The organism is Bradyrhizobium campsiandrae (genome assembly GCF_014529705.1).
GTDB classification, from domain to species: domain Bacteria; phylum Pseudomonadota; class Alphaproteobacteria; order Rhizobiales; family Xanthobacteraceae; genus Bradyrhizobium; species Bradyrhizobium campsiandrae.
Map to the genome: position 1 here is coordinate 1 of NZ_JAANIH010000035.1, position 17,163 is coordinate 17,163.

At 64.2% G+C, this 17,163-nt stretch carries 18 protein-coding genes; 9 read left to right on the top strand and 9 right to left on the bottom strand.

Annotated features, from left to right (window positions below; translation table 11 throughout):
• On the top strand, window positions 1-359 hold a 359-nt coding region (locus tag G8O24_RS24250; RefSeq protein ID WP_188103732.1), incomplete at its 5' end, for a murein hydrolase activator EnvC family protein.
• 81 nt (window positions 360-440) lie between these two features.
• On the opposite strand, the gene G8O24_RS24255 is transcribed toward G8O24_RS24250, so the two are convergent.
• Entirely contained in the window at window positions 441-1,433 is a 993-nt protein-coding gene (locus tag G8O24_RS24255) for an ATP-binding protein (protein ID WP_188103735.1), read from the bottom strand.
• 179 nt (window positions 1,434-1,612) lie between these two features.
• Here G8O24_RS24255 and yajC point away from each other — a divergent pair, with 179 nt between their 5' ends.
• From yajC to G8O24_RS24285, 6 genes are read left to right on the top strand one after another with little or no spacing between them, the layout of a single operon-like run.
• Entirely contained in the window at window positions 1,613-1,987 is a 375-nt protein-coding gene (gene yajC, locus G8O24_RS24260) for a preprotein translocase subunit YajC (RefSeq protein ID WP_188103736.1), read from the top strand.
• Window positions 1,988-2,036: 49 nt separating this feature from the next.
• Window positions 2,037-3,641: a protein translocase subunit SecD gene (secD, locus tag G8O24_RS24265; protein WP_188103738.1), complete on the top strand. Its 1,605-nt coding sequence runs from the start codon at window positions 2,037-2,039 to the stop codon at window positions 3,639-3,641.
• Window positions 3,642-3,657: 16 nt separating this feature from the next.
• Entirely contained in the window at window positions 3,658-4,683 is a 1,026-nt protein-coding gene (gene secF, locus G8O24_RS24270; RefSeq protein ID WP_188103740.1) for a protein translocase subunit SecF, read from the top strand.
• Between the two features lie 60 nt (window positions 4,684-4,743).
• Complete coding sequence (locus tag G8O24_RS24275) at window positions 4,744-5,127, top strand: Mth938-like domain-containing protein (RefSeq protein ID WP_188103742.1); 384 nt, start codon at window positions 4,744-4,746, stop codon at window positions 5,125-5,127.
• Window positions 5,124-5,987: a phytoene/squalene synthase family protein gene (locus G8O24_RS24280; protein ID WP_188103743.1), complete on the top strand. Its 864-nt coding sequence runs from the start codon at window positions 5,124-5,126 to the stop codon at window positions 5,985-5,987. The genes G8O24_RS24275 and G8O24_RS24280 overlap by 4 nt, the downstream gene beginning before the upstream one ends.
• 45 nt (window positions 5,988-6,032) lie before the next feature.
• Entirely contained in the window at window positions 6,033-7,277 is a 1,245-nt protein-coding gene (locus G8O24_RS24285) for a threonine ammonia-lyase (RefSeq protein WP_188103745.1), read from the top strand.
• Window positions 7,278-7,292: 15 nt separating this feature from the next.
• Here the strand turns inward: G8O24_RS24285 and G8O24_RS24290 are convergent, their stop codons facing one another.
• Window positions 7,293-8,834: a winged helix-turn-helix domain-containing tetratricopeptide repeat protein gene (locus tag G8O24_RS24290; RefSeq protein WP_188103883.1), complete on the bottom strand. Its 1,542-nt coding sequence runs from the start codon at window positions 8,832-8,834 to the stop codon at window positions 7,293-7,295.
• A 127-nt stretch (window positions 8,835-8,961) separates the two neighbouring features.
• On the opposite strand from G8O24_RS24290, the gene G8O24_RS24295 reads away from it, so the two are divergent.
• Entirely contained in the window at window positions 8,962-9,423 is a 462-nt protein-coding gene (locus tag G8O24_RS24295; protein ID WP_188103747.1) for a cupin domain-containing protein, read from the top strand.
• 27 nt (window positions 9,424-9,450) lie between these two features.
• Here G8O24_RS24295 and G8O24_RS24300 read toward each other — a convergent pair whose 3' ends face one another.
• The 5 genes from G8O24_RS24300 to G8O24_RS24320 form a co-directional block, all read right to left on the bottom strand.
• Window positions 9,451-10,629 carry an aminotransferase class V-fold PLP-dependent enzyme gene (locus tag G8O24_RS24300; protein WP_188103750.1) on the bottom strand — a complete coding sequence of 393 codons (1,179 nt, stop codon included), beginning with the start codon at window positions 10,627-10,629 and terminating at the stop codon, window positions 9,451-9,453.
• An 86-nt stretch (window positions 10,630-10,715) separates the two neighbouring features.
• Window positions 10,716-11,279, bottom strand: a complete 564-nt coding sequence (locus G8O24_RS24305; protein ID WP_376708100.1) for a CAP domain-containing protein — start codon at window positions 11,277-11,279, stop codon at window positions 10,716-10,718.
• Between the two features lie 93 nt (window positions 11,280-11,372).
• Window positions 11,373-12,467: a serine/threonine protein kinase gene (locus G8O24_RS24310; RefSeq protein ID WP_188103754.1), complete on the bottom strand. Its 1,095-nt coding sequence runs from the start codon at window positions 12,465-12,467 to the stop codon at window positions 11,373-11,375.
• Window positions 12,468-12,474: 7 nt separating this feature from the next.
• Window positions 12,475-13,902, bottom strand: coding sequence for a methylenetetrahydrofolate--tRNA-(uracil(54)-C(5))-methyltransferase (FADH(2)-oxidizing) TrmFO (gene trmFO, locus G8O24_RS24315; RefSeq protein ID WP_188103756.1), 1,428 nt, complete (start codon window positions 13,900-13,902; stop codon window positions 12,475-12,477).
• Between the two features lie 127 nt (window positions 13,903-14,029).
• Window positions 14,030-14,182, bottom strand: coding sequence for a DUF1127 domain-containing protein (locus tag G8O24_RS24320; RefSeq protein WP_007590701.1), 153 nt, complete (start codon window positions 14,180-14,182; stop codon window positions 14,030-14,032).
• A gap of 507 nt (window positions 14,183-14,689) precedes the next feature.
• Between G8O24_RS24320 and G8O24_RS44445 the strand changes: the two genes are divergently transcribed.
• On the top strand, window positions 14,690-15,097 hold the full coding sequence (locus tag G8O24_RS44445) for a hypothetical protein (protein WP_244645981.1): 408 nt from the start codon (window positions 14,690-14,692) through the stop codon (window positions 15,095-15,097).
• Window positions 15,098-15,174: 77 nt separating this feature from the next.
• Here G8O24_RS44445 and G8O24_RS24330 read toward each other — a convergent pair whose 3' ends face one another.
• Window positions 15,175-15,999 (bottom strand): lytic murein transglycosylase, encoded by an 825-nt coding sequence (locus G8O24_RS24330; RefSeq protein WP_188103758.1) that lies wholly within the window; start codon window positions 15,997-15,999, stop codon window positions 15,175-15,177.
• Between the two features lie 147 nt (window positions 16,000-16,146).
• On the bottom strand, window positions 16,147-17,049 hold the full coding sequence (locus G8O24_RS24335; RefSeq protein ID WP_188103759.1) for a DUF2189 domain-containing protein: 903 nt from the start codon (window positions 17,047-17,049) through the stop codon (window positions 16,147-16,149).
• Window positions 17,050-17,163 lie beyond the last annotated feature (114 nt).

Sequence of the window (17,163 nt, forward strand, 5' to 3'; positions counted from 1 at the left end):
TGCGCGGCAAGGTGATCACGAGCTACGGCACCAAGACCAACGGCAAGAGCAATGACGGCATCAACGTTGCCGTGCCCGAAGGTACGCCGGTCAAGGCGGCTGATGATGGCGTCGTGGCCTATTCCGGCAACGAGCTGAAGAACTACGGCAATCTCGTCCTGGTTCGGCATTCCAATGGCTACGTCACCGCATATGCCCATGCGAGTGAGCTGCTGGTGAAGCGCGGCGACACCATCAAGCGCGGCCAGGTCATTGCCAAGTCGGGGCAATCCGGTGAGGTGGGGTCGCCGCAGCTCCACTTCGAGATCCGCAAGGGATCGAGCCCGGTCGACCCGCTTCAATTCCTGAATGGGGCGTGAGGCCGATAGGTTTTCACAAAGACAGTGTCGTCGCCCGGCTTGACCGGGCGATGGTGGTTGTGGATGAGGCGAGACTGATCGCTACTTCGCCGTCAACCTGACGCCGAGCCGCCCCGCCAGCTCCTGCACGAACTGCCAGGCGACACGGCCCGAGCGCGAGCCGCGCGTGGTCGACCATTCCAGCGCCTCGCGCTCCAGCGCCTCGTCGTCGACCTTGATGCCGAAATGGCCGCAATAGCCGCGCACCATGGCGAGGTATTCGTCCTGGCTGCAACGGTGGAAGCCGAGCCAGAGGCCGAAACGATCCGACAGCGAGACCTTTTCCTCGACGGCTTCGCCGGGATTGATCGCGGTCGAGCGCTCGTTCTCGATCATGTCGCGTGCCAAGAGATGGCGACGGTTGGAGGTGGCGTAGAGGACGACGTTTTCGGGCCGGCCCTCAATGCCGCCTTCAAGCACGGCCTTGAGCGATTTGTAGGACGCGTCATTGCCGTCGAAGGAGAGGTCGTCGATGAACACGATGAAGCGGAAATCGGCGTCGCGAAGCTTCTCCATCAGCATCGGCAGCGTTTCGATGTCCTCGCGATGGATCTCGATCAGCTTGAGCTTGTCGGCGGGCTTGCGGTTCGCGTTGACACTGGCATGCGCCGCCTTCACCAGCGACGACTTGCCCATGCCACGCGCGCCCCAGAGCAGGGCGTTGTTGGCGGGCAGGCCGGCTGCAAAGCGCTCCGTGTTCTCCATCAGGATGTCGCGCATCCGGTCGACGCCCTTGAGCAGGAACAGCTCGACGCGGCTGACCCGCGGCACGGCCGCCAGGCGGCCGTCGGGGTGCCAGACATAGGCATCCGCCCGGTCGAACGACTCGCGTTCGACCGCCGGCTTGCCCTGGGCGGCGAGGTGCGCCGCAATGGCTTCCAGCGCGCGGACGATGCGCTCCTGGGTGAGGTCGGTGGCAGCCCTTGCGGGCGCCTTTTGGAGGGCCTTGGGGCGTTTTGCCGCGACCTGGGCGGACTTGGTGGCAGGGGTACGGGGGCCTTTGCCGGCCGGGCTTTTGCTTATGTTTTTGGGCATGTCCGAAGTTCCTGAGAATGCAGCCTTATCGGGCCTGACGGCGCGCCGCAAGGTGGCGAAAAGGGCGGTCTGGCAGCGTTGCAATTGGGGCGGTGGTCGCTATAGTCCGCGCGAATTTGACCGAACCGGTCGCCGTCAAGGCCTGACCGGCTTCCCCCGTTTCCACGAGGATCGTCCGAATGCTGATTACCCCTGCCTATGCCCAGGCCGCGGGCGCCGGTGACACCAACAGCATGTTGATGTCGCTGCTGCCGTTCGCCCTGATCTTCGTGATCATGTATTTCCTGATTCTGCGCCCGCAGCAGAAGAAGGTGAAGGACCATGCCGAGCTCGTGAAGAACATCCGCCGCGGCGACACCGTCGTGACCTCGGGGGGCCTCGTCGGCAAGGTCACCAAGGTGGTCGATGACGATCAGATCGAGTTCGAGATTTCCGACGGCGTGCGCGTGCGCCAGATGCGGTCGATGATCTCCGGCGTGCGCGCCAAGGGCGAGCCGGCCAAGGACAAAGACAGCGCGAAGGAAAGCGCCAAGGACGACGCCGCGGCGAAGTGAGCGTTTTCTCGCGAGTCTTTCGAATCTCCTGATCTGACAGGTCCAGTCGATGTTGTATTTCACGCGGTGGAAGGCGCTGGGGATCATCCTGACGGCGCTGATCGTGTGCCTCTGCGCAGTCCCGAACTTCTTCCCCGAGGCCCAGGTCAAGACCTGGCCCGCCTGGGCGCAGCGGCGTCTGGTGCTCGGCCTCGACCTGCAGGGCGGCTCCTCTCTGCAGCTCGAGGTCGATTCCAACTATGTGAAGAAGCAGAGGCTCGAACAAATTCGCGGCGACGCGCAAAAAGTACTGCGCGACGCGCGGATCCAATTCACCGGCGGCGTGGTCGTGCGAAACGACGCCGTCGAGACCCGTATTGGCAAGGAATCCGATCTCCAGAACGCCCTTTCCAAGCTGCGTGATCTTGCGCAGCCCATTGGCGGCCTGATGGGGTCCAGCGGCCAGCGCGACCTTGATGTCACCGATGCCGGCGGCGGGCTCGTCCGCTTGACTATCCCGGAGGCCGCGACACTCGATCGCCTGCGCAAGACCATCGAGCAGTCGATCCAGATCGTCGAGAAGCGCGTCAACGAGCTCGGCACCGTCGAGCCCATTATCCAGCGTCAGGGTAGCGATCGCATTCTGGTCCAGGTGCCCGGACTGCAGGATCCCACGCGCCTGAAGGAGATTCTGGGCAAGACTGCGAAGATGGAATTTCGCATGGTCGATCCCTCGGTGCCGCCGGACCAGGCGCAGCAGGGCAGCTTGCCGCCGGACACCGAGCTTCTGCCGGCCGCCACGCCGCCGCCGTCGAACTACGTGGTCAAGAAGCAGGTCCTGGTCGCGGGCGGCGACCTGACCAACGCCCAGGCGACCTTCGACCAGCGCACCAACGAGCCAGTGGTCAGCTTTACGTTCAATACCTCTGGTGCGCGCAAGTTCGCGCAGGCCACGCAGGAGAATGTCGGGGTGCCCTTCGCGATCATCCTCGACGGCAAGGTGATCTCGGCCCCGGTCATTCGCGAGCCCATCACCGGTGGCCAAGGCCAGATATCCGGCAGCTTCACCGTGCAGTCGGCTAACGACCTCGCGATCCTCTTGCGCGCCGGCGCGCTGCCGGCGCCGCTGACCGTGGTGGAAGAACGGACGGTCGGTCCGGGCCTTGGCCAGGACTCGATCGAGAAGGGCGAGCTTGCGGCCTACGTGGGCTCGATCCTGGTCGTTGTGTTCATGCTCGTGACCTATCGGCTGTTCGGCGTGTTCGCCAACATCGCGGTGGCGATCAACGTCGCAATGATCTTCGGGTTGTTGTCGCTGCTCAGCGCTACGCTGACGCTGCCCGGCATCGCCGGCATTGTGCTGACGGTCGGTATCGCAGTGGACTCCAACGTGCTGATCTATGAGCGCATCCGCGAGGAGTTGCGTGGCGGCAGAAGCCCGATCTCGGCGATCGACGCGGGCTTCAAGCGGGCGCTTGCGACCATTCTTGACTCCAACATCACCACCTTCATCGCCGCTGCAGTGCTGTTCATGATCGGCACCGGACCGGTGCGCGGCTTCGCAGTCACGCTCGGGATCGGCATCATCACCACGGTCTTCACCGCCTTCACCATGACCCGTCTGATCGTCGCATGGTGGGTGCAGTGGAAGCGGCCGAAGACAGTGCCGATTTGATCATTCGAGGCCGGCTGTGACCACTACTCAAATCGTTCTCATCTCTCTCGGCGTCCTGATTGCCGTGCTGACCGTGGTCAGCGTGCTCGGGGTGCTGCCATCGCTGCGCATCGTGCCAGACGATACGCATTTCGATTTCACGCGCTTCCGCCGCATCAGCTTTCCGATCTCGGCGCTGCTGTCGATCCTCGCCATCACGCTGTTCTTCACCCATGGCCTGAATTTCGGCATCGACTTCAAGGGGGGTACCTTGATGGAGGTGCGGGCCAAGTCGGGCTCCGCGGATCTTGCGCAGATGCGTACGACCCTTGGTAGTCTCGGTCTTGGTGAAGTCCAGCTGCAGCAATTCGGTGGGCCGGCCGACGTGCTGCTTCGCGTCGCCGAACAGCCGGGCGGCGACAAGGCACAGCAGGAAGCCGTGGACAAGGTTCGCGGCGCCCTCGGCGAGTCCGTCGAGTATCGCCGCGTCGAGGTGGTGGGTCCACGCGTCTCCGGCGAGCTGCTGGGTTGGGGCATGGCCGGCCTCATGCTCGCGATCGGCGCGATCCTGGTCTATCTCTGGTTCCGGTTCGAATGGCAGTTCGCGCTCGGCGCCATGATCGCCAACGTGCACGACATCGTGCTGACCATCGGCTTCATGTCGATCAGCCAGGTCGACTTCGACCTGACCAGCATCGCGGCGCTTCTGACCATCCTGGGCTATTCGCTCAACGACACCGTCGTCATCTACGACCGCATCCGCGAAATGTTGCGGCGCTACAAGAAGATGCCGATGCCGCAACTGCTCAACGAGTCGATCAATTCGACGCTGTCGCGCTCGATCATCACCCACTTCACGGTGACGCTGGCGCTGCTGGCGCTCCTGCTGTTCGGCGGGCACGCCATCCACAGCTTCACGGCCGTCATGATGTTCGGCGTGGTGCTGGTCGGCACCTACACCTCGATCTTCATCGCAGCACCGATCCTGATCTATCTCGGCGTCGGCGAGCATCGTGAAGATGCGAAGGACGAGGCTCCGCCGGCGAAGAAAAGCAAGGCATGATCCGAACCGCATGGCCTCGCAAGAGTTTGCGAGGGTAGTCAGCTCCTTCGGACGAAGCTCATGGCCGGCGATCCCAACGCTCCCCATTTCCCGCGCTCGGCGCCGATCGAGGCCTATGGCAAGGGCGGCTTCGCCTTTGCCGGCATGTCGCACCGCGGCTCGCTGCTCTGCCTGCCCGATGCGATCTGGGCCTGGGACGTGACCGATCCCGCCAAGATCGATCGCTATTCGCTGGATCGGGTTTTTGCGGCTGCCAACGGCATCGACACGCTGCTGGTCGGCACCGGAACCGGGCTCTGGCTGGCCCCGCCGGAACTCCGCCAGGCGCTGAAGGCGGTGCGGGTGGTGCTGGACACGATGCAGACGGGTCCCGCCGTACGCACCTACAACATCATGATCGGCGAACGACGGCGCGTCGCAGCCGCGCTGATCGCGGTGCCATGAGCAGCGCCGCGACGCCGCAGGACAACGTGACATTCTGCGCCGACCTCGTGCGCAGCCACGACTTTCCGCGCTATGCCGTGACGCTGTTCGTGCCCGCCGCCGAGCGTCGCGCGCTGCTCGCGCTCTACGCCTTCAATGTCGAGATCGTCCGCGTTCGCGATCAGGTGAGTCAGCCCTTGCCGGGCGAGATCCGCTTTCAATGGTGGACCGATCTGTTCTCGGGCCTCGTCCACGGCAGCGCCGAGGGCAATCCGGTGGCGGCGGAGCTGTTGCGCGCGATCCGCGATTTTGATCTGCCGGTTGCGCCGCTGTCGCTGCTCGTCGACGAGCATCAGTTCGACCTCTACAACGATCCGATGCCGACCATGACGGCGCTGGAAGGCTATCTGGCCGCAACCTATTCGGCGCTGCTCGCGCTCGCGGCGCGGATCATGGGCGAGGCTTCCGATGCGGCCGAGCACCTCGCGCGCCACGTGGGCCTCGCGCAGGGGATCGCGCAGGTGATTGCGAACCTGCCGCGAGACGCCTCGCATCGGCAATTGTTTCTGCCGCAGCAATTCCTGGCCAGTCATGGCTCTGCCATGGAGGATGTGTTTTCGGGCAAGGCAACGCCCAATCTCCATGCCGTGCTGGACCAGCTCATCGGCGAAGCGCGGCAGCATCTTGCGACGGCGACGTCGCTGCTCGCGCGGGTGTCCCCCTCGGCGCGGATTGCGTTCCTGCCGCTGAGCCAGGCGCGTGCCGATCTCGATCGGCTGTCGCGGCCGGGGCGCAACCCCTTCGCGCCTCAACCGACCTCGCGGTTACGCACGCTCTGGACGTTGTGGCGGGCTTCACGATCCCGGGAGTTTACCAAATAGCGGTTGGCTTATCGCCGCAGCCCGGCAAATGCTCTATGCTGTCCCATGGCTGAGATATCCCAAACCGCAATCCCCGATTTGAGGGGCTTTCCGGTCGCCCCGCGCGACATTCACGCCGCCGCCGAAATCATCCGGGGCGCCGTCGTCGAGACGCCCTGCAGCTACAGCCGAACGCTGAGCAACATCTGCGGCTGCGAGCTCTGGCTCAAATTCGAGAACCTCCAGTTCACCTCCTCGTTCAAGGAGCGCGGCGCACTCAACCGGCTCACGGCGTTGACGCCGGAGGAACGCAGCCGCGGCGTCATCGCCATGTCGGCCGGCAATCACGCCCAGGGTGTCGCCTACCACGCCAGGCGGCTCGGCATTCCCGCCACCATCGTCATGCCCGTGGGCACCCCGATGGTGAAGATCGAGAACACCAGGCATCACGGCGCCGAGGTGGTCGTGACCGGCGCGACGCTGGAGGAGGCGGCCGCGTTTGCGCGGAGCCACGGCGAGGCCCGCGGCATGATCTTCGTTCACCCCTATGACGACCCGCTTGTCATTGCGGGGCAGGGCACGGTCGGGCTGGAGATGCTCAAGGCGGTGCCGGAGCTCGACACGCTGGTGGTTCCGATCGGCGGCGGCGGCCTGATCAGCGGCATCGCCGTTGCGGCGAAATCGCTGAAACCGTCGCTGCGGATCCTCGGCGTCGAAGCCTGGCTCTATCCCTCGATGTACAACGCCGTCCATGGCGGCAACCTGCCGGCACGCGGCGACACGCTCGCCGAAGGCATCGCGGTCAAATCGCCGGGCAAGATCACCACCGAAATCGTCCGCGGTCTCGTCGATGACATCGCGCTCGTCAATGAAGCCGAGCTCGAGCGGGCGGTCGCAACCCTGATCTCGATCGAGAAGACGGTCGTGGAGGGCGCGGGCGCTGCGGGCCTTGCGGCCATCATGTCCGATCCCCCCCGCTTCGCCGGCGAGAAAGTGGGTCTGGTCCTGAGCGGCGGCAACATCGACACCAGGCTGATCGCTTCGGTGCTGACACGGGAGCTTGCGCGCGAGGGGCGGCTGACCCAGCTCTCGCTCGATATCCCTGATAGGCCCGGCCAATTGGCCGCGGTCGCAGCGCTGCTGGCCGAGGCCGGCGCCAACATCATCGAGGTTTCGCACCAGCGCACCTTCTCCGACCTTCCGGCCAAGGCGACGCTGCTGCAACTCGTCATCGAAACCCGCGACAGTGCCCATCTCGACGAGGTCATGGCCAAGCTCGCCGTCTCGGGGTTGAGCGCACGCTGCACCTGAAGCGGGGTCCGATAATTACTCCGGGAGCCCGGCGGTACGGAGCGCCTCGCCAAGCGATGCTGCCAGCGCCGGTGCGCAGTTGACACCCTGGAATTGACGGCCGTAGCGGAAGGTGGGGTGCAACTCCAGCACCCGTGCTGCAGCCGCTTCCGCCTCCTGCAACCGGCCCAGCTTTGCCAGTGCCGCGGCGAGTTGCACATGGGTGATGCTGTGGCGCGGGTTGGCCTGAACCGAGCGGTAGGCGGCGCGACAAGCCTCTTCATACCGGCCGCGATGGAAGTGCCCCATCGCTTGCGCGTCAAAGGCTGCGAAGGCCCAGGAGTCGAATGGGCTGAGGCGCATGCCGCGCTCGCTCCATTCGATGGCGCGGTCAGCATCACCATCCCAGCCAAGCATGACGCTGCCGAGGATGTAGGTCAGCGCCGAGGAGGGGCTGATCGCGAGCGCGGCATCGAGTGCGGTGAATGCCGCGGAGCGATCGTGCCCATCCATGCCGATCGAGAAGCCCGCCAGCGTGAGCGCAACGGCGTCATCCTGCCCGTGGGCGATAGCTGATCGTGCATGCTCGATAGAAGCTGCGCGGTTCACCTCCTGCAGACCATCGCGCAGGAACAGGCAGTGATGGCACATCGCAGCGTTGCCATGCGCCAGGGCATAGGAGGGCTCGAGTGCGATCGCGCGCTCGAGCAGGACGAGCGCCAGCCTGACCTGCTCCGGCATGCCGGAATCGACGTCCGGCTGTGCCCGCAGGACGAGGTCATAGGCATCGAGGCTGTCGGGCCGCTGACGTTTAACCCGGTTGATCTCGGCGCGGCGCAGGCTTGGCGCGATGGCACCCACGACCGACATGGCGATGTCGTCCTGGAGCGCGAAGATATCATCGGATTGACGGTCATAGCGCTCGGCCCACACATGCATGCCGGTGGATGCATCGATCAGCTGACCGGTAATGCGCACATTTCCGCGGGTCTTGCGGACGCTGCCTTCCAGTACGTAGCGTACGCCAAGCTCGCGGCCGACCTGTTTCACGTCGGCTGCCCGGCCCTTGTATGTGAACGTGGAGTTTCGCGCGATCACGAACAGCCAGTTGATCCGGGACAGGCCTGTGATGATGTCGTCGACCATTCCGTCGGCAAAATACTCTTGCTCGGGATCGCCGCTCAGGTTCGCGAAGGGCAATACAGCGATCGATGGCCTCTCAGGCACGGTCAGAGATGCTGCGGTAACTTGGTTCGGGGCGGACGAGGTCACCGCGGGACCGACATAGCGATAGCCCCGCCGTGGCAGGGTCTCGATCCATTGCGACTCTCCGCGGGCATCTGCCAGCGTGCGCCGGACAGCGGCCATCTGAACGGTCAGATTGCTGTCTTCAATGGCCTGGGCGGGCCACGCCGCTTCCATCAAGGCGTCCTTCGACACGGGCCTGCCGGCGTGCTGCACCAGCAGCGCCAAAAGCCGGACTGCGCGGTGGCCGAGCGGGGTTGGCTCGGCCCCGAGGAACAGGATCCCTGCTTCGGCGTCGAGGCGGAAGGGACCAAATTCATGGATCGCGGCCATTGCCAGAGAAGGGCACATTTCGCAGGTTTTTTGCAATGATTTCCTCGCCGCTTCGCCACTTCCGTGCGCAGGCAGACCATGATGGCGCCGTTCTCGCCCTGTTCGGAGCCAAGCGATGGAGGAGCACATGAAGGCAAAGCCAATTGTCCGCCGGCGCGGCGAAACCACGGGAGTGATCCTGCGCGGTCAACCCATGGCCTTTCTGGTGACGGGGGAGGACACCCGTTACACCAGCATGTTCGATTGGACGATACCGGCCGGGTTCGCAACGGGCCGGCACGTTCATCGCGTGCAGGAAGAGACCTTTTACATGCTCGAAGGCGAGTGCGAGTGGCATGTCGCCGACGAGGTTGTCCGGGCCTCGCCGGGGACTTACCTGTTCATACCGCCCGGCGTTCCTCACAACATCACCAATGGCAGCGACAAGCCGGCGCGCGTCCTGATGACCGTCTCTCCGCCGGGTCACGAGCATTATTTCGAGGAGTTGGCCAGGCTGACGGCCAGCGGAGCTCCCGACTCGAAAGCCATCAGCGAGTTGCGCGCCCGCTTCGATACTGACCAATTGTCGGCACTGACCACAAGAGCCTAGATCTGGGGTCGTGGGTTCGGCGCGAAGTTATTGCTGCGCTAGGCCTGTGAGATGTTCCACCAACCGATCGATCTCGGCTTCCGTGTTGTAGTAATGCGGAGAGGCTCGCACGATCACCGGCAACTTGCGAACATCCGCGTCGATACGGGTGCTCGACGGATGTGATGCGCCGATGGTGATGCCGGCCGCGGCGGCGCTATCGACGATCGCGTCCGCCTCGTAGCCATCCATCGTGAAGCTCACGATGGCACCGGGCATGCGGCCGAGATCGCGAATTGTGACGCCACGAACCGAGGCGAGGCCGCTGCGCAGGCGGTCCGCCAGCATCCTGCAGCGTTGCTCGATCGGGTCAAGGCCGATTGCGAGGGCATAGTCGACCGCCACGCCTAGCCCGAGCCGGGCCGCGTAATTGTTCTCCCAGGTCTCGAACCGTCGTGCATCATCGCGCAGCTGATAATAGTTCCGCGCGACCCAGGGGGCCGCGAAATGGTCGATCATCGGCGGCTCGAGTTGTCGCAGCAGCGGCCGGCGGACATAGAGGAAACCCGTGCCGCGCGGCCCGCGCAGGAACTTGCGGCCCGTGGCCGAGAGCATGTCACAGCCGATCGCTTCGACATCGACCTGCATCTGGCCCACTGCCTGGCAGGCGTCGAGCAGATACGGAATGCCGTGCGCCCGGGCGATTCTGCCGATTGTCGCTGCGGGATTGACCAGCCCACCATTGGTTGGCACCCAGGTGATCGCGATCAGCTTCACGCGCTCATCGATCATGCGTTCGAGCGCATGAATGTCGAGCTCGCCACTGGCATCGCTGGGTACCACGTCAATGACCGCCCCCGTGCGTTTGGCGACCTGGAGGAACGCAACGTAATTGGCGGCGTATTCCGCCTCGGCCGTCAGGATCCGGTCGCCGGCGCGAAACGGCAGCGCATAGAACGCCATTTGCCAGGCGACGGTCGCGTTCTCCATGAGCGCGATCTCGTCTGGCGCAGCATTCAACAAATTTGCGACCGACCGGTAGACCGCGTCGAGCCGGTCGGATTCGCGGTCCGCGGCAGCATAGCCGCCGATCTCGCTCTCCAGATCGATATGCTGCTTCATCGCCGCGACGACGGGCGTGGGCATCAGAGCCGCGCCGGCGTTGTGGAGATATACGAGCCGAGAGGCGGCCGGTGTGTCGGAGCGTATTCGGTCGATGTCGATCAAGCGCATCTCTCCCTGGCGCGGTCCCCTGCATTGAGCGAATGCGCAGAGCAAGGCAAGTAACACCGCGGCCGCGACCGCGTTCCACCTCAGATGCAGAGGCCAAGCAGCTTGATGTGACAGTTGCTCGATTTTGGCTTGCTGGCAGGAGCGGTCTCGCGCTTCACGGCGACCAGCGGCTCCTCGTCATTCTTGCGTTTGCCCTTGCCCGGCTTCGGCTCGTAATCGCCGGCAATCACCATGGCCCAATAGGTGCGCTTGCCGCTGGCATTCTTCGCGCTCGCGATGCCGACGCGGGAGGCGTTGTGCAGCAAGAGATTCTTGCGGTGCCCGGACGAGTCGATCCACTGTCCGAGCGTCTTCTCGAAATTGTCGTAGCCATAGGCGATGTTCTCGGCCGCGCGGCCCGCGCCTGACGGTGCGACGCGTTTGGTGAACGGGCCGAGGGCATCGTGACTGAGGTCGTCTTTCGCCGCCATCGCGCGCGCCTGGTCCATGGCGATGCGGTCCAGAGTTGCGTCGCGCACGACGCGGCCCTCACCATGCTTGAGGCGGAAGCCGGAGATTTGTTCGGCGGGGGATTCCGCGGCCGTCGCAGGCGCCGCTGCCAGCAGCGCGAGAGCTGCGATCAGCAGGGCCGCGCGGCGTCTCATGGTCCCCCAGCTCGTCATTGGTCCCCAAGTCAGCGTGATCTCGGCTTCTCCCCCGGCATTGTGGACGCTTCAAGGCGGAGGCTGCCCCGGTGTTTAACCGGTCGGCAGGTCCGCCTCGAAGTTGAAGCGATCGCGCAGGTTCTTGCGCTGCTCCAGGATGTCCTTGAGGAAGGCCCGGTCCTGGTCGTTCTTCATCATCGGCTCGATCAGGTCGAGCTGGTTCATTGCGACCAATTGCAGGATCTCGGTGCGCGGCTTGCCGCCGGCATCGCGCGGCAGGGCGTGGACCACCTGAATATGTTCCGGCGGCTTCGGCCCTTTGGCGACCGTGAGTGCGTTGCGGAGTTGGCTCTCGAGCGCAGCCTGATCGGCCTCCACGAACGCATAGAGCCCGACGCCGGAGCGGCGGTCGGCAAAGGCGACGATCGCGGTGTCACGTACCCCTGGGTTTTGGCGGATCAGTGCGGCCAGCACCGGCGCGTCGTTGACGAGACGGCGGCCGCCGCCCTCGCGGTCGGTGAAGTTGAACAGGCCGCGGGTGATCGCGCGGTAGACCTTCTTGCCGGTGGCAAGCCAGAGGCTCGCGGCGAAGGACTTCTTGGCCAGGATCCTTCGCTCGCGCGGCGTCAGCGCCTCGGGCGCGTAGGAGCGCTTGTGCTTGAGCAGATGCCGCAGGTCTTCGTAGGCGAGGATGCGATAGAGCCGGCCGCGCCTGCGGAAGCAGGCGGCGAGCTGGAAGTCAGTGACGTAGGCGCGCCCGTCGCGGCCGACCAGCCAGTTCTGCTCCTTGGCGAGATCGTTGTGACAGATGCCGGCGCGGCGCAGCCGGCGCAGCACGGCCTTGGCCGAGCGGAAATAAGCGAGGTCGCCATGCGGCTTGGCCAGATGCAGCGCGACGCCGTCGACGAAGCCGCGCACCAGCGCGCGTCGGCCGGCCCACAGCAGTTCGGGGCCGACATCGAGGTCCTTGGCGAGTGCCAGTGCACGTTTCTCGCGCGCGAACAGGTGACGCGCGAGCGGGAACGACCACCACGGCACTTCATCGAGCCGGCGCAGCACGGCGTCGACCTCGCCGCCGTCGCCGCGAAAACGGCCACGCTCGACGGTCGAGAACACGTCGCGCTTGAGCAGCACGCCCTCGGTCCAGCGCGCCGAGAGCATCGCGGCGTCATCTTTCGGGAGACTCATCGATATCTCACGCGGCAGCGGCGATGCGCAAATGATCGGCGATCCAGCGATCGAGATCGGCGAGCGCCAAAGCGCTCATCGCCTGTTTCTTGGCCACCGTCTTCTCGTTACCGCGCAGGCGCGTGCCGTCGGGCTTCTTCGTCGGCGGGTTTGCAAGCGGCGGGAACAGGCCGAAATTGATGTTCATCGGCTGGAACGAGCGCGTGCCCGGCTCGATGGTCTCGATGTGGCCGCCAGTGATATGGCCCAGCAGCGACCCGAGCGCCGTCGTGGCCGGCGGGCTCGCAATCTGCTCGCCACGCGCATCGGCCGCCGCGTAGAGGCCGGCGATCAGGCCGACGCTGGCCGATTCCACATAGCCTTCGCAGCCGGTCATCTGGCCGGCAAAGCGCAGCCGCGGCTGCGCGCGCAGGCGCAACTGGCCGTCGAGCAGCTTCGGCGAGTTGAGGAAGGTGTTGCGATGCAGGCCGCCGAGGCGGGCGAACTCCGCTTTCTCCAGCCCCGGAATGGTGCGGAAAATGCGCTGCTGCTCGCCGTATTTCAGCTTCGTCTGGAAGCCGACGATGTTGTAGAGCGTGCCAAGCTTGTTGTCCTGGCGCAGCTGTACGATCGCGTAGGCCTTCGTCGCGGGATCGTGCGGATTGGTGAGGCCGACCGGCTTCATCGGGCCGTGACGCAGCGTCTCGGGACCGCGCTCCGCCATCACCTCGATCGGCAGGCAGCCGTCGAAATAGGGTGTGTTGGTCTCCCACTGCTTGAACTCGGTCTTCTCGCCCGCGATCAGGGCTGCGACAAAGCCGTCATACTGCTCCTTGGTCATGGGGCAGTTGATATAGTCGGCGCCATTGCCGCCGGGGCCGACCTTGTCGTAGCGCGACTGGAACCAGGCCACCGACATGTCGATGGACTCACGGTGCACGATCGGCGCGATCGCGTCGAAGAAGGCGAGCGCGTTCTCGTCGGTGAGTTCGCGGATGGCGTCAGCCAGCGGGGCGGAGGTGAGGGGGCCGGTCGCAACGATGACGTTGTCCCAATCCGCCGGCGGCAGGCCCTTGATCTCGCCGCGGGCAATCTCGATCAGCGGATGGTCGTTCAACGCCTTGGTGACGGCCGCGGAGAAGCCCTCACGGTCGACCGCCAGCGCACCGCCGGCAGGCACCTGGTTGGCGTCTGCTGCGCGCATGATCAGCGAGTCGAGGCGGCGCATCTCGGCGTGCAGCAGGCCGACGGCGTTGTTGGCGGCATCGTCCGAACGGAACGAGTTGGAGCAGACGAGCTCGGCGAGCCCGTCGGTGCGGTGGGCCTCGGTCATGCGCTCCGGCCGCATCTCGTGCAGCACCACGGGCACGCCTGATTTGGCGACCTGCCAGGCGGCTTCGGAACCGGCAAGGCCGGCACCGATGACGTGCACGGTGTTGGATAGGGGTCCTGTCATGGGGCGGACAGGTAGCGCTTTTCAGCGGCGAGTGGAATCGTGGAGATCGAGTTTTCTGCCATCACAAACGACAGCGCCCGCGCGAGGCGGGCGTTATCGGTTCGTCCGATAAAAGGGCTGAAGGGTATCAGCCCTGATACTGACCGGCGGCAACGCGCGGGATGTCCGAGCGATCGAGGCCGATGTCGGCCAGTTCGCGATCGCTGAGCTGGGACAGCTCGGCAACATTGCGCTGATAGTCCCGGAAAGCCTGGATCATGCGGATGAGCGAGAGCAGCATTGGTAGTCTCCTGTAGTTCGATTCAGCCCTTGCCCGGGCCTCATCGTTGAAATGAATATAGGTGAGAGTGGTGCAGTGCGAAAGTTCCGATGTTGCGATGCAGCTAAGCGGAGAGCGCATGGCATTGGTAAGGGACGATTAACCCGATGGCACTCCCGCCCAATCGCCAGGCAAAAATGCCCGTAAAGTGCTATAAACGTCCGTGAAATCACGGGTTTACCAAGCAATTCACAGTTCCGATTGTTCGGAAATAAGTTGCATTTCCGTGATCAGCAAGTGACTTGGCTAGCTTGTAAGCCCAAGTCCGGCATGCGTGATTCGCATAAATCGTCTTTTAGAGATATGAATTTATATTCACTTATTGAGGGAGGCATGGGGAGCCGGCTGGCTGAGCCTTCGTGATCTCCTGCGCGGTTGGTCTCGGCAGCAGAGCCCCATGATGCGCTGCACACACGCCGAGCGTGTAGAGGTAGATTACAAAGTTGTAATGAAAATCAGAAATTGCGCATGCGGCTCTGCGCATCGCGCAACATCACGCAATTCTCGCAGGGAATTTATTGCGGCAAGTTGCCGCGTAGGCAGCAAAATCATGTCGCAGATTCCGGCAATTTCGCCGGTTCTGTCCAAAAAAATGAGAAGGAAAGTAACATCATGACGAAGTTACTCGGGGTTATCGCAATTGCTGCCGTAGCGTTCGCCGTCGCGCCGGTTCAGGCCGCCAAGCATGCCATGGGCGGCTGCAGCTCGGGCAATCTGGAGAAGACGGAGACCGCGATCGAGGCGATGCCCGACGGCGACGGCAAGGCGGTCGCGCAGAAGGAAATTGCATCCGCACAGGACTCACTTCTCAACGGCAAGATGGGTGCGTGCGGCATGCACCTGAACAAGGCGATGCACGCCACCATGGGCAAGTAAGCGGGTAGGTCAACGCAATCCAAGAGAGGGCCGGTCGCAAGGCGATCGGCCCTACGCATTTTGTCTTTGCGCGCGTCTTAAGGGGCGTGCGCGAGCTGGGTGGCAAAATAGGCCACTGTCTTGGAATAGACCTCGCTCTTGTTCCACTGCTGGAGCACAGCGAAATTCGGACTCCCTGGCTGCCAATCCTTACCCTTCTGCCAGCCATAGCCAGCGAGATAGTTGGCGGTGGAGGCGAGCACATCGGGCGCGTTGTGCAACAGGTCGCGCTTGCCGTTGCCGTCGAAATCAACGGCGTATTTCATCCATGACGACGGCATGAACTGGGTTTGGCCGAGCTCGCCGGCCCAGGCGCCTTTCATGTCCGCGGGCGCGAGATCGCCGCGCTGGACGATGCGTAGCGCATCCATCAGCTCGCCACGAAACTGCTCGGCGCGCCTGCAATCATAGGCAAGGGTCGCGAGCGAGCGGATCGTCGCGAACTTGCCGGTATTGACACCGAAATCGGTTTCAAGACCCCAGATCGCCACCAGGACCTCGCCCGGCACGCCATAGGTCTGCTCGATGCGCGACAGCACCGATCCGTATTGCTTCATCATGTTGGAGCCGCGCGTCATCCGGGGCGGCACCATGCGACCTGAAAACTCTTCAAAGGTCTGATTGAAGACCTTCTGCGACTTGTCACGGTTGAGCACGCTCTGATCCAGCGTTACGCCGGCAAGTCCGGCGCTGATGGCTTGCTGCGAGATGCCCTTGGCTGCAGCCTCAGTCTTGAAGTCGGCGAGCCAGGCGTCGAAATTGCCGGAGCCGCAGGCGACCGCGGCTAAAGCGGGCTCGACGGATAGGATTGACACTGAGAGGGCAAGGGCTGCGAGAGCGAGACGAGAAATCGTCAGGGTCATCAGAGGTAATTGATTCCGTGAAGGGACATGACCGGCGGCGGCAATGTCTGATGTAACCGCGGCCAAAGCAAGGCGTATGGCAGCAGCCGATCCTATCCGGGCCGCGGAGCGGATCGGCTGTGAGGCGATCGTCAGGCGCCGCCAATCCTATTGCCGATTCCGCCACGGAAACAGATTGGCGGGGAAATCGGCGGCAGGCTTGCGCGGACGCTGCGGCGGAGGCGGTACCGGCCGGGCGCCGGGTTCGGACACGATGACCCTTCGATAGAGATGCCAGGTGGCGTGGCCGAGCAGCGGGATGACGACGGCGAGCCCGAGGAACGCGGGGATCGTGCCGAGCGCCAGCAGCACTGCCACGATCAGGCCCCAGGCTGCCATCGGCACCGGGTTCTTGGCGACGATGCGAAGCGAGGTGACCATCGCCTCCAGCGCGCCGGCATGGCGGTCGAGCATCAGCGGAAACGAGACGGCGCTGATGCAGAGGGCAGCCAGCGCGAACAGGAAACCCGTGCCGCAGCCGACCACGATCAGCCACCAGCCCTGTGAGGTCGTCAGCACGCGCGTCACGAAATCCGAGATTCCGCTCACGCCTTCATAGCCGAACGCCGCCACATAGATCGCCTGCGCGGTCGCGACCCAGGTCACGAACAATGCAAGCAGCAGAGTGCCGAGGCCGACCATGGCGCCGAAGGAGGGCGAGCGCAGCACATCCAGGGCGTCCCAGGCGCTGGCTTCCTCATAGCGTTCGCGGCGGCTCGACAGCTCATAGAGGCCGAGTGCGGCGAACGGACCGATCAGGGCGAAGCCAGCGGCGAGTGGAAACAGCAGAGGTATGACTGAATAGCCCATCGCGACGCGTGCGATTACGAGGCCCAGCACCGGATAGATCACGCAGAGAATGATGGCGTGGCTCGGAACCGCCTTGAAATCGTCCCAGCCGCGCTTGAGCGCCTCATGGAGGTCGGAGAGTTCTATGGTTCGGATCACCGGTCCAGCCGCGTCTGCGGTCTGGGCCATCGTGGGCACATTGCCCTGATAGAGTGTGGCCATGGTCGGCTTGCTCCCTTGCCATGCAGCCGAGCTTGGCGCCAGCAACGGCGCAATCGGCCGCTTTTTTAGGTTTCGCGAGTCCAACCAGACGCGAATTCCGGGTGGCATCGCGAA

Bases quoted from the DNA above. Each gene is read 5' to 3' on its own strand.
- G8O24_RS24255 (WP_188103735.1), bottom strand. From the start codon at position 1,433: ATGCCCAAAAACATAAGCAAAAGCCCGGCCGGCAAAGGCCCCCGTACC.
- yajC (WP_188103736.1), top strand. From the start codon at position 1,613: ATGCTGATTACCCCTGCCTATGCCCAGGCCGCGGGCGCCGGTGACACC.
- secD (WP_188103738.1), top strand. From the start codon at position 2,037: ATGTTGTATTTCACGCGGTGGAAGGCGCTGGGGATCATCCTGACGGCG.
- G8O24_RS24275 (WP_188103742.1), top strand. From the start codon at position 4,744: ATGGCCGGCGATCCCAACGCTCCCCATTTCCCGCGCTCGGCGCCGATC.
- G8O24_RS24280 (WP_188103743.1), top strand. From the start codon at position 5,124: ATGAGCAGCGCCGCGACGCCGCAGGACAACGTGACATTCTGCGCCGAC.
- G8O24_RS24285 (WP_188103745.1), top strand. From the start codon at position 6,033: ATGGCTGAGATATCCCAAACCGCAATCCCCGATTTGAGGGGCTTTCCG.
- G8O24_RS24290 (WP_188103883.1), bottom strand. From the start codon at position 8,834: ATGGCCGCGATCCATGAATTTGGTCCCTTCCGCCTCGACGCCGAAGCA.
- G8O24_RS24295 (WP_188103747.1), top strand. From the start codon at position 8,962: ATGAAGGCAAAGCCAATTGTCCGCCGGCGCGGCGAAACCACGGGAGTG.
- G8O24_RS24305 (WP_376708100.1), bottom strand. From the start codon at position 11,279: ATGAGACGCCGCGCGGCCCTGCTGATCGCAGCTCTCGCGCTGCTGGCA.
- G8O24_RS24310 (WP_188103754.1), bottom strand. From the start codon at position 12,467: ATGAGTCTCCCGAAAGATGACGCCGCGATGCTCTCGGCGCGCTGGACC.
- trmFO (WP_188103756.1), bottom strand. From the start codon at position 13,902: ATGACAGGACCCCTATCCAACACCGTGCACGTCATCGGTGCCGGCCTT.
- G8O24_RS24320 (WP_007590701.1), bottom strand. From the start codon at position 14,182: ATGCTGCTCTCGCTCATCCGCATGATCCAGGCTTTCCGGGACTATCAG.
- G8O24_RS44445 (WP_244645981.1), top strand. From the start codon at position 14,690: ATGCGGCTCTGCGCATCGCGCAACATCACGCAATTCTCGCAGGGAATT.
- G8O24_RS24330 (WP_188103758.1), bottom strand. From the start codon at position 15,999: ATGACCCTGACGATTTCTCGTCTCGCTCTCGCAGCCCTTGCCCTCTCA.
- G8O24_RS24335 (WP_188103759.1), bottom strand. From the start codon at position 17,049: ATGGCCACACTCTATCAGGGCAATGTGCCCACGATGGCCCAGACCGCA.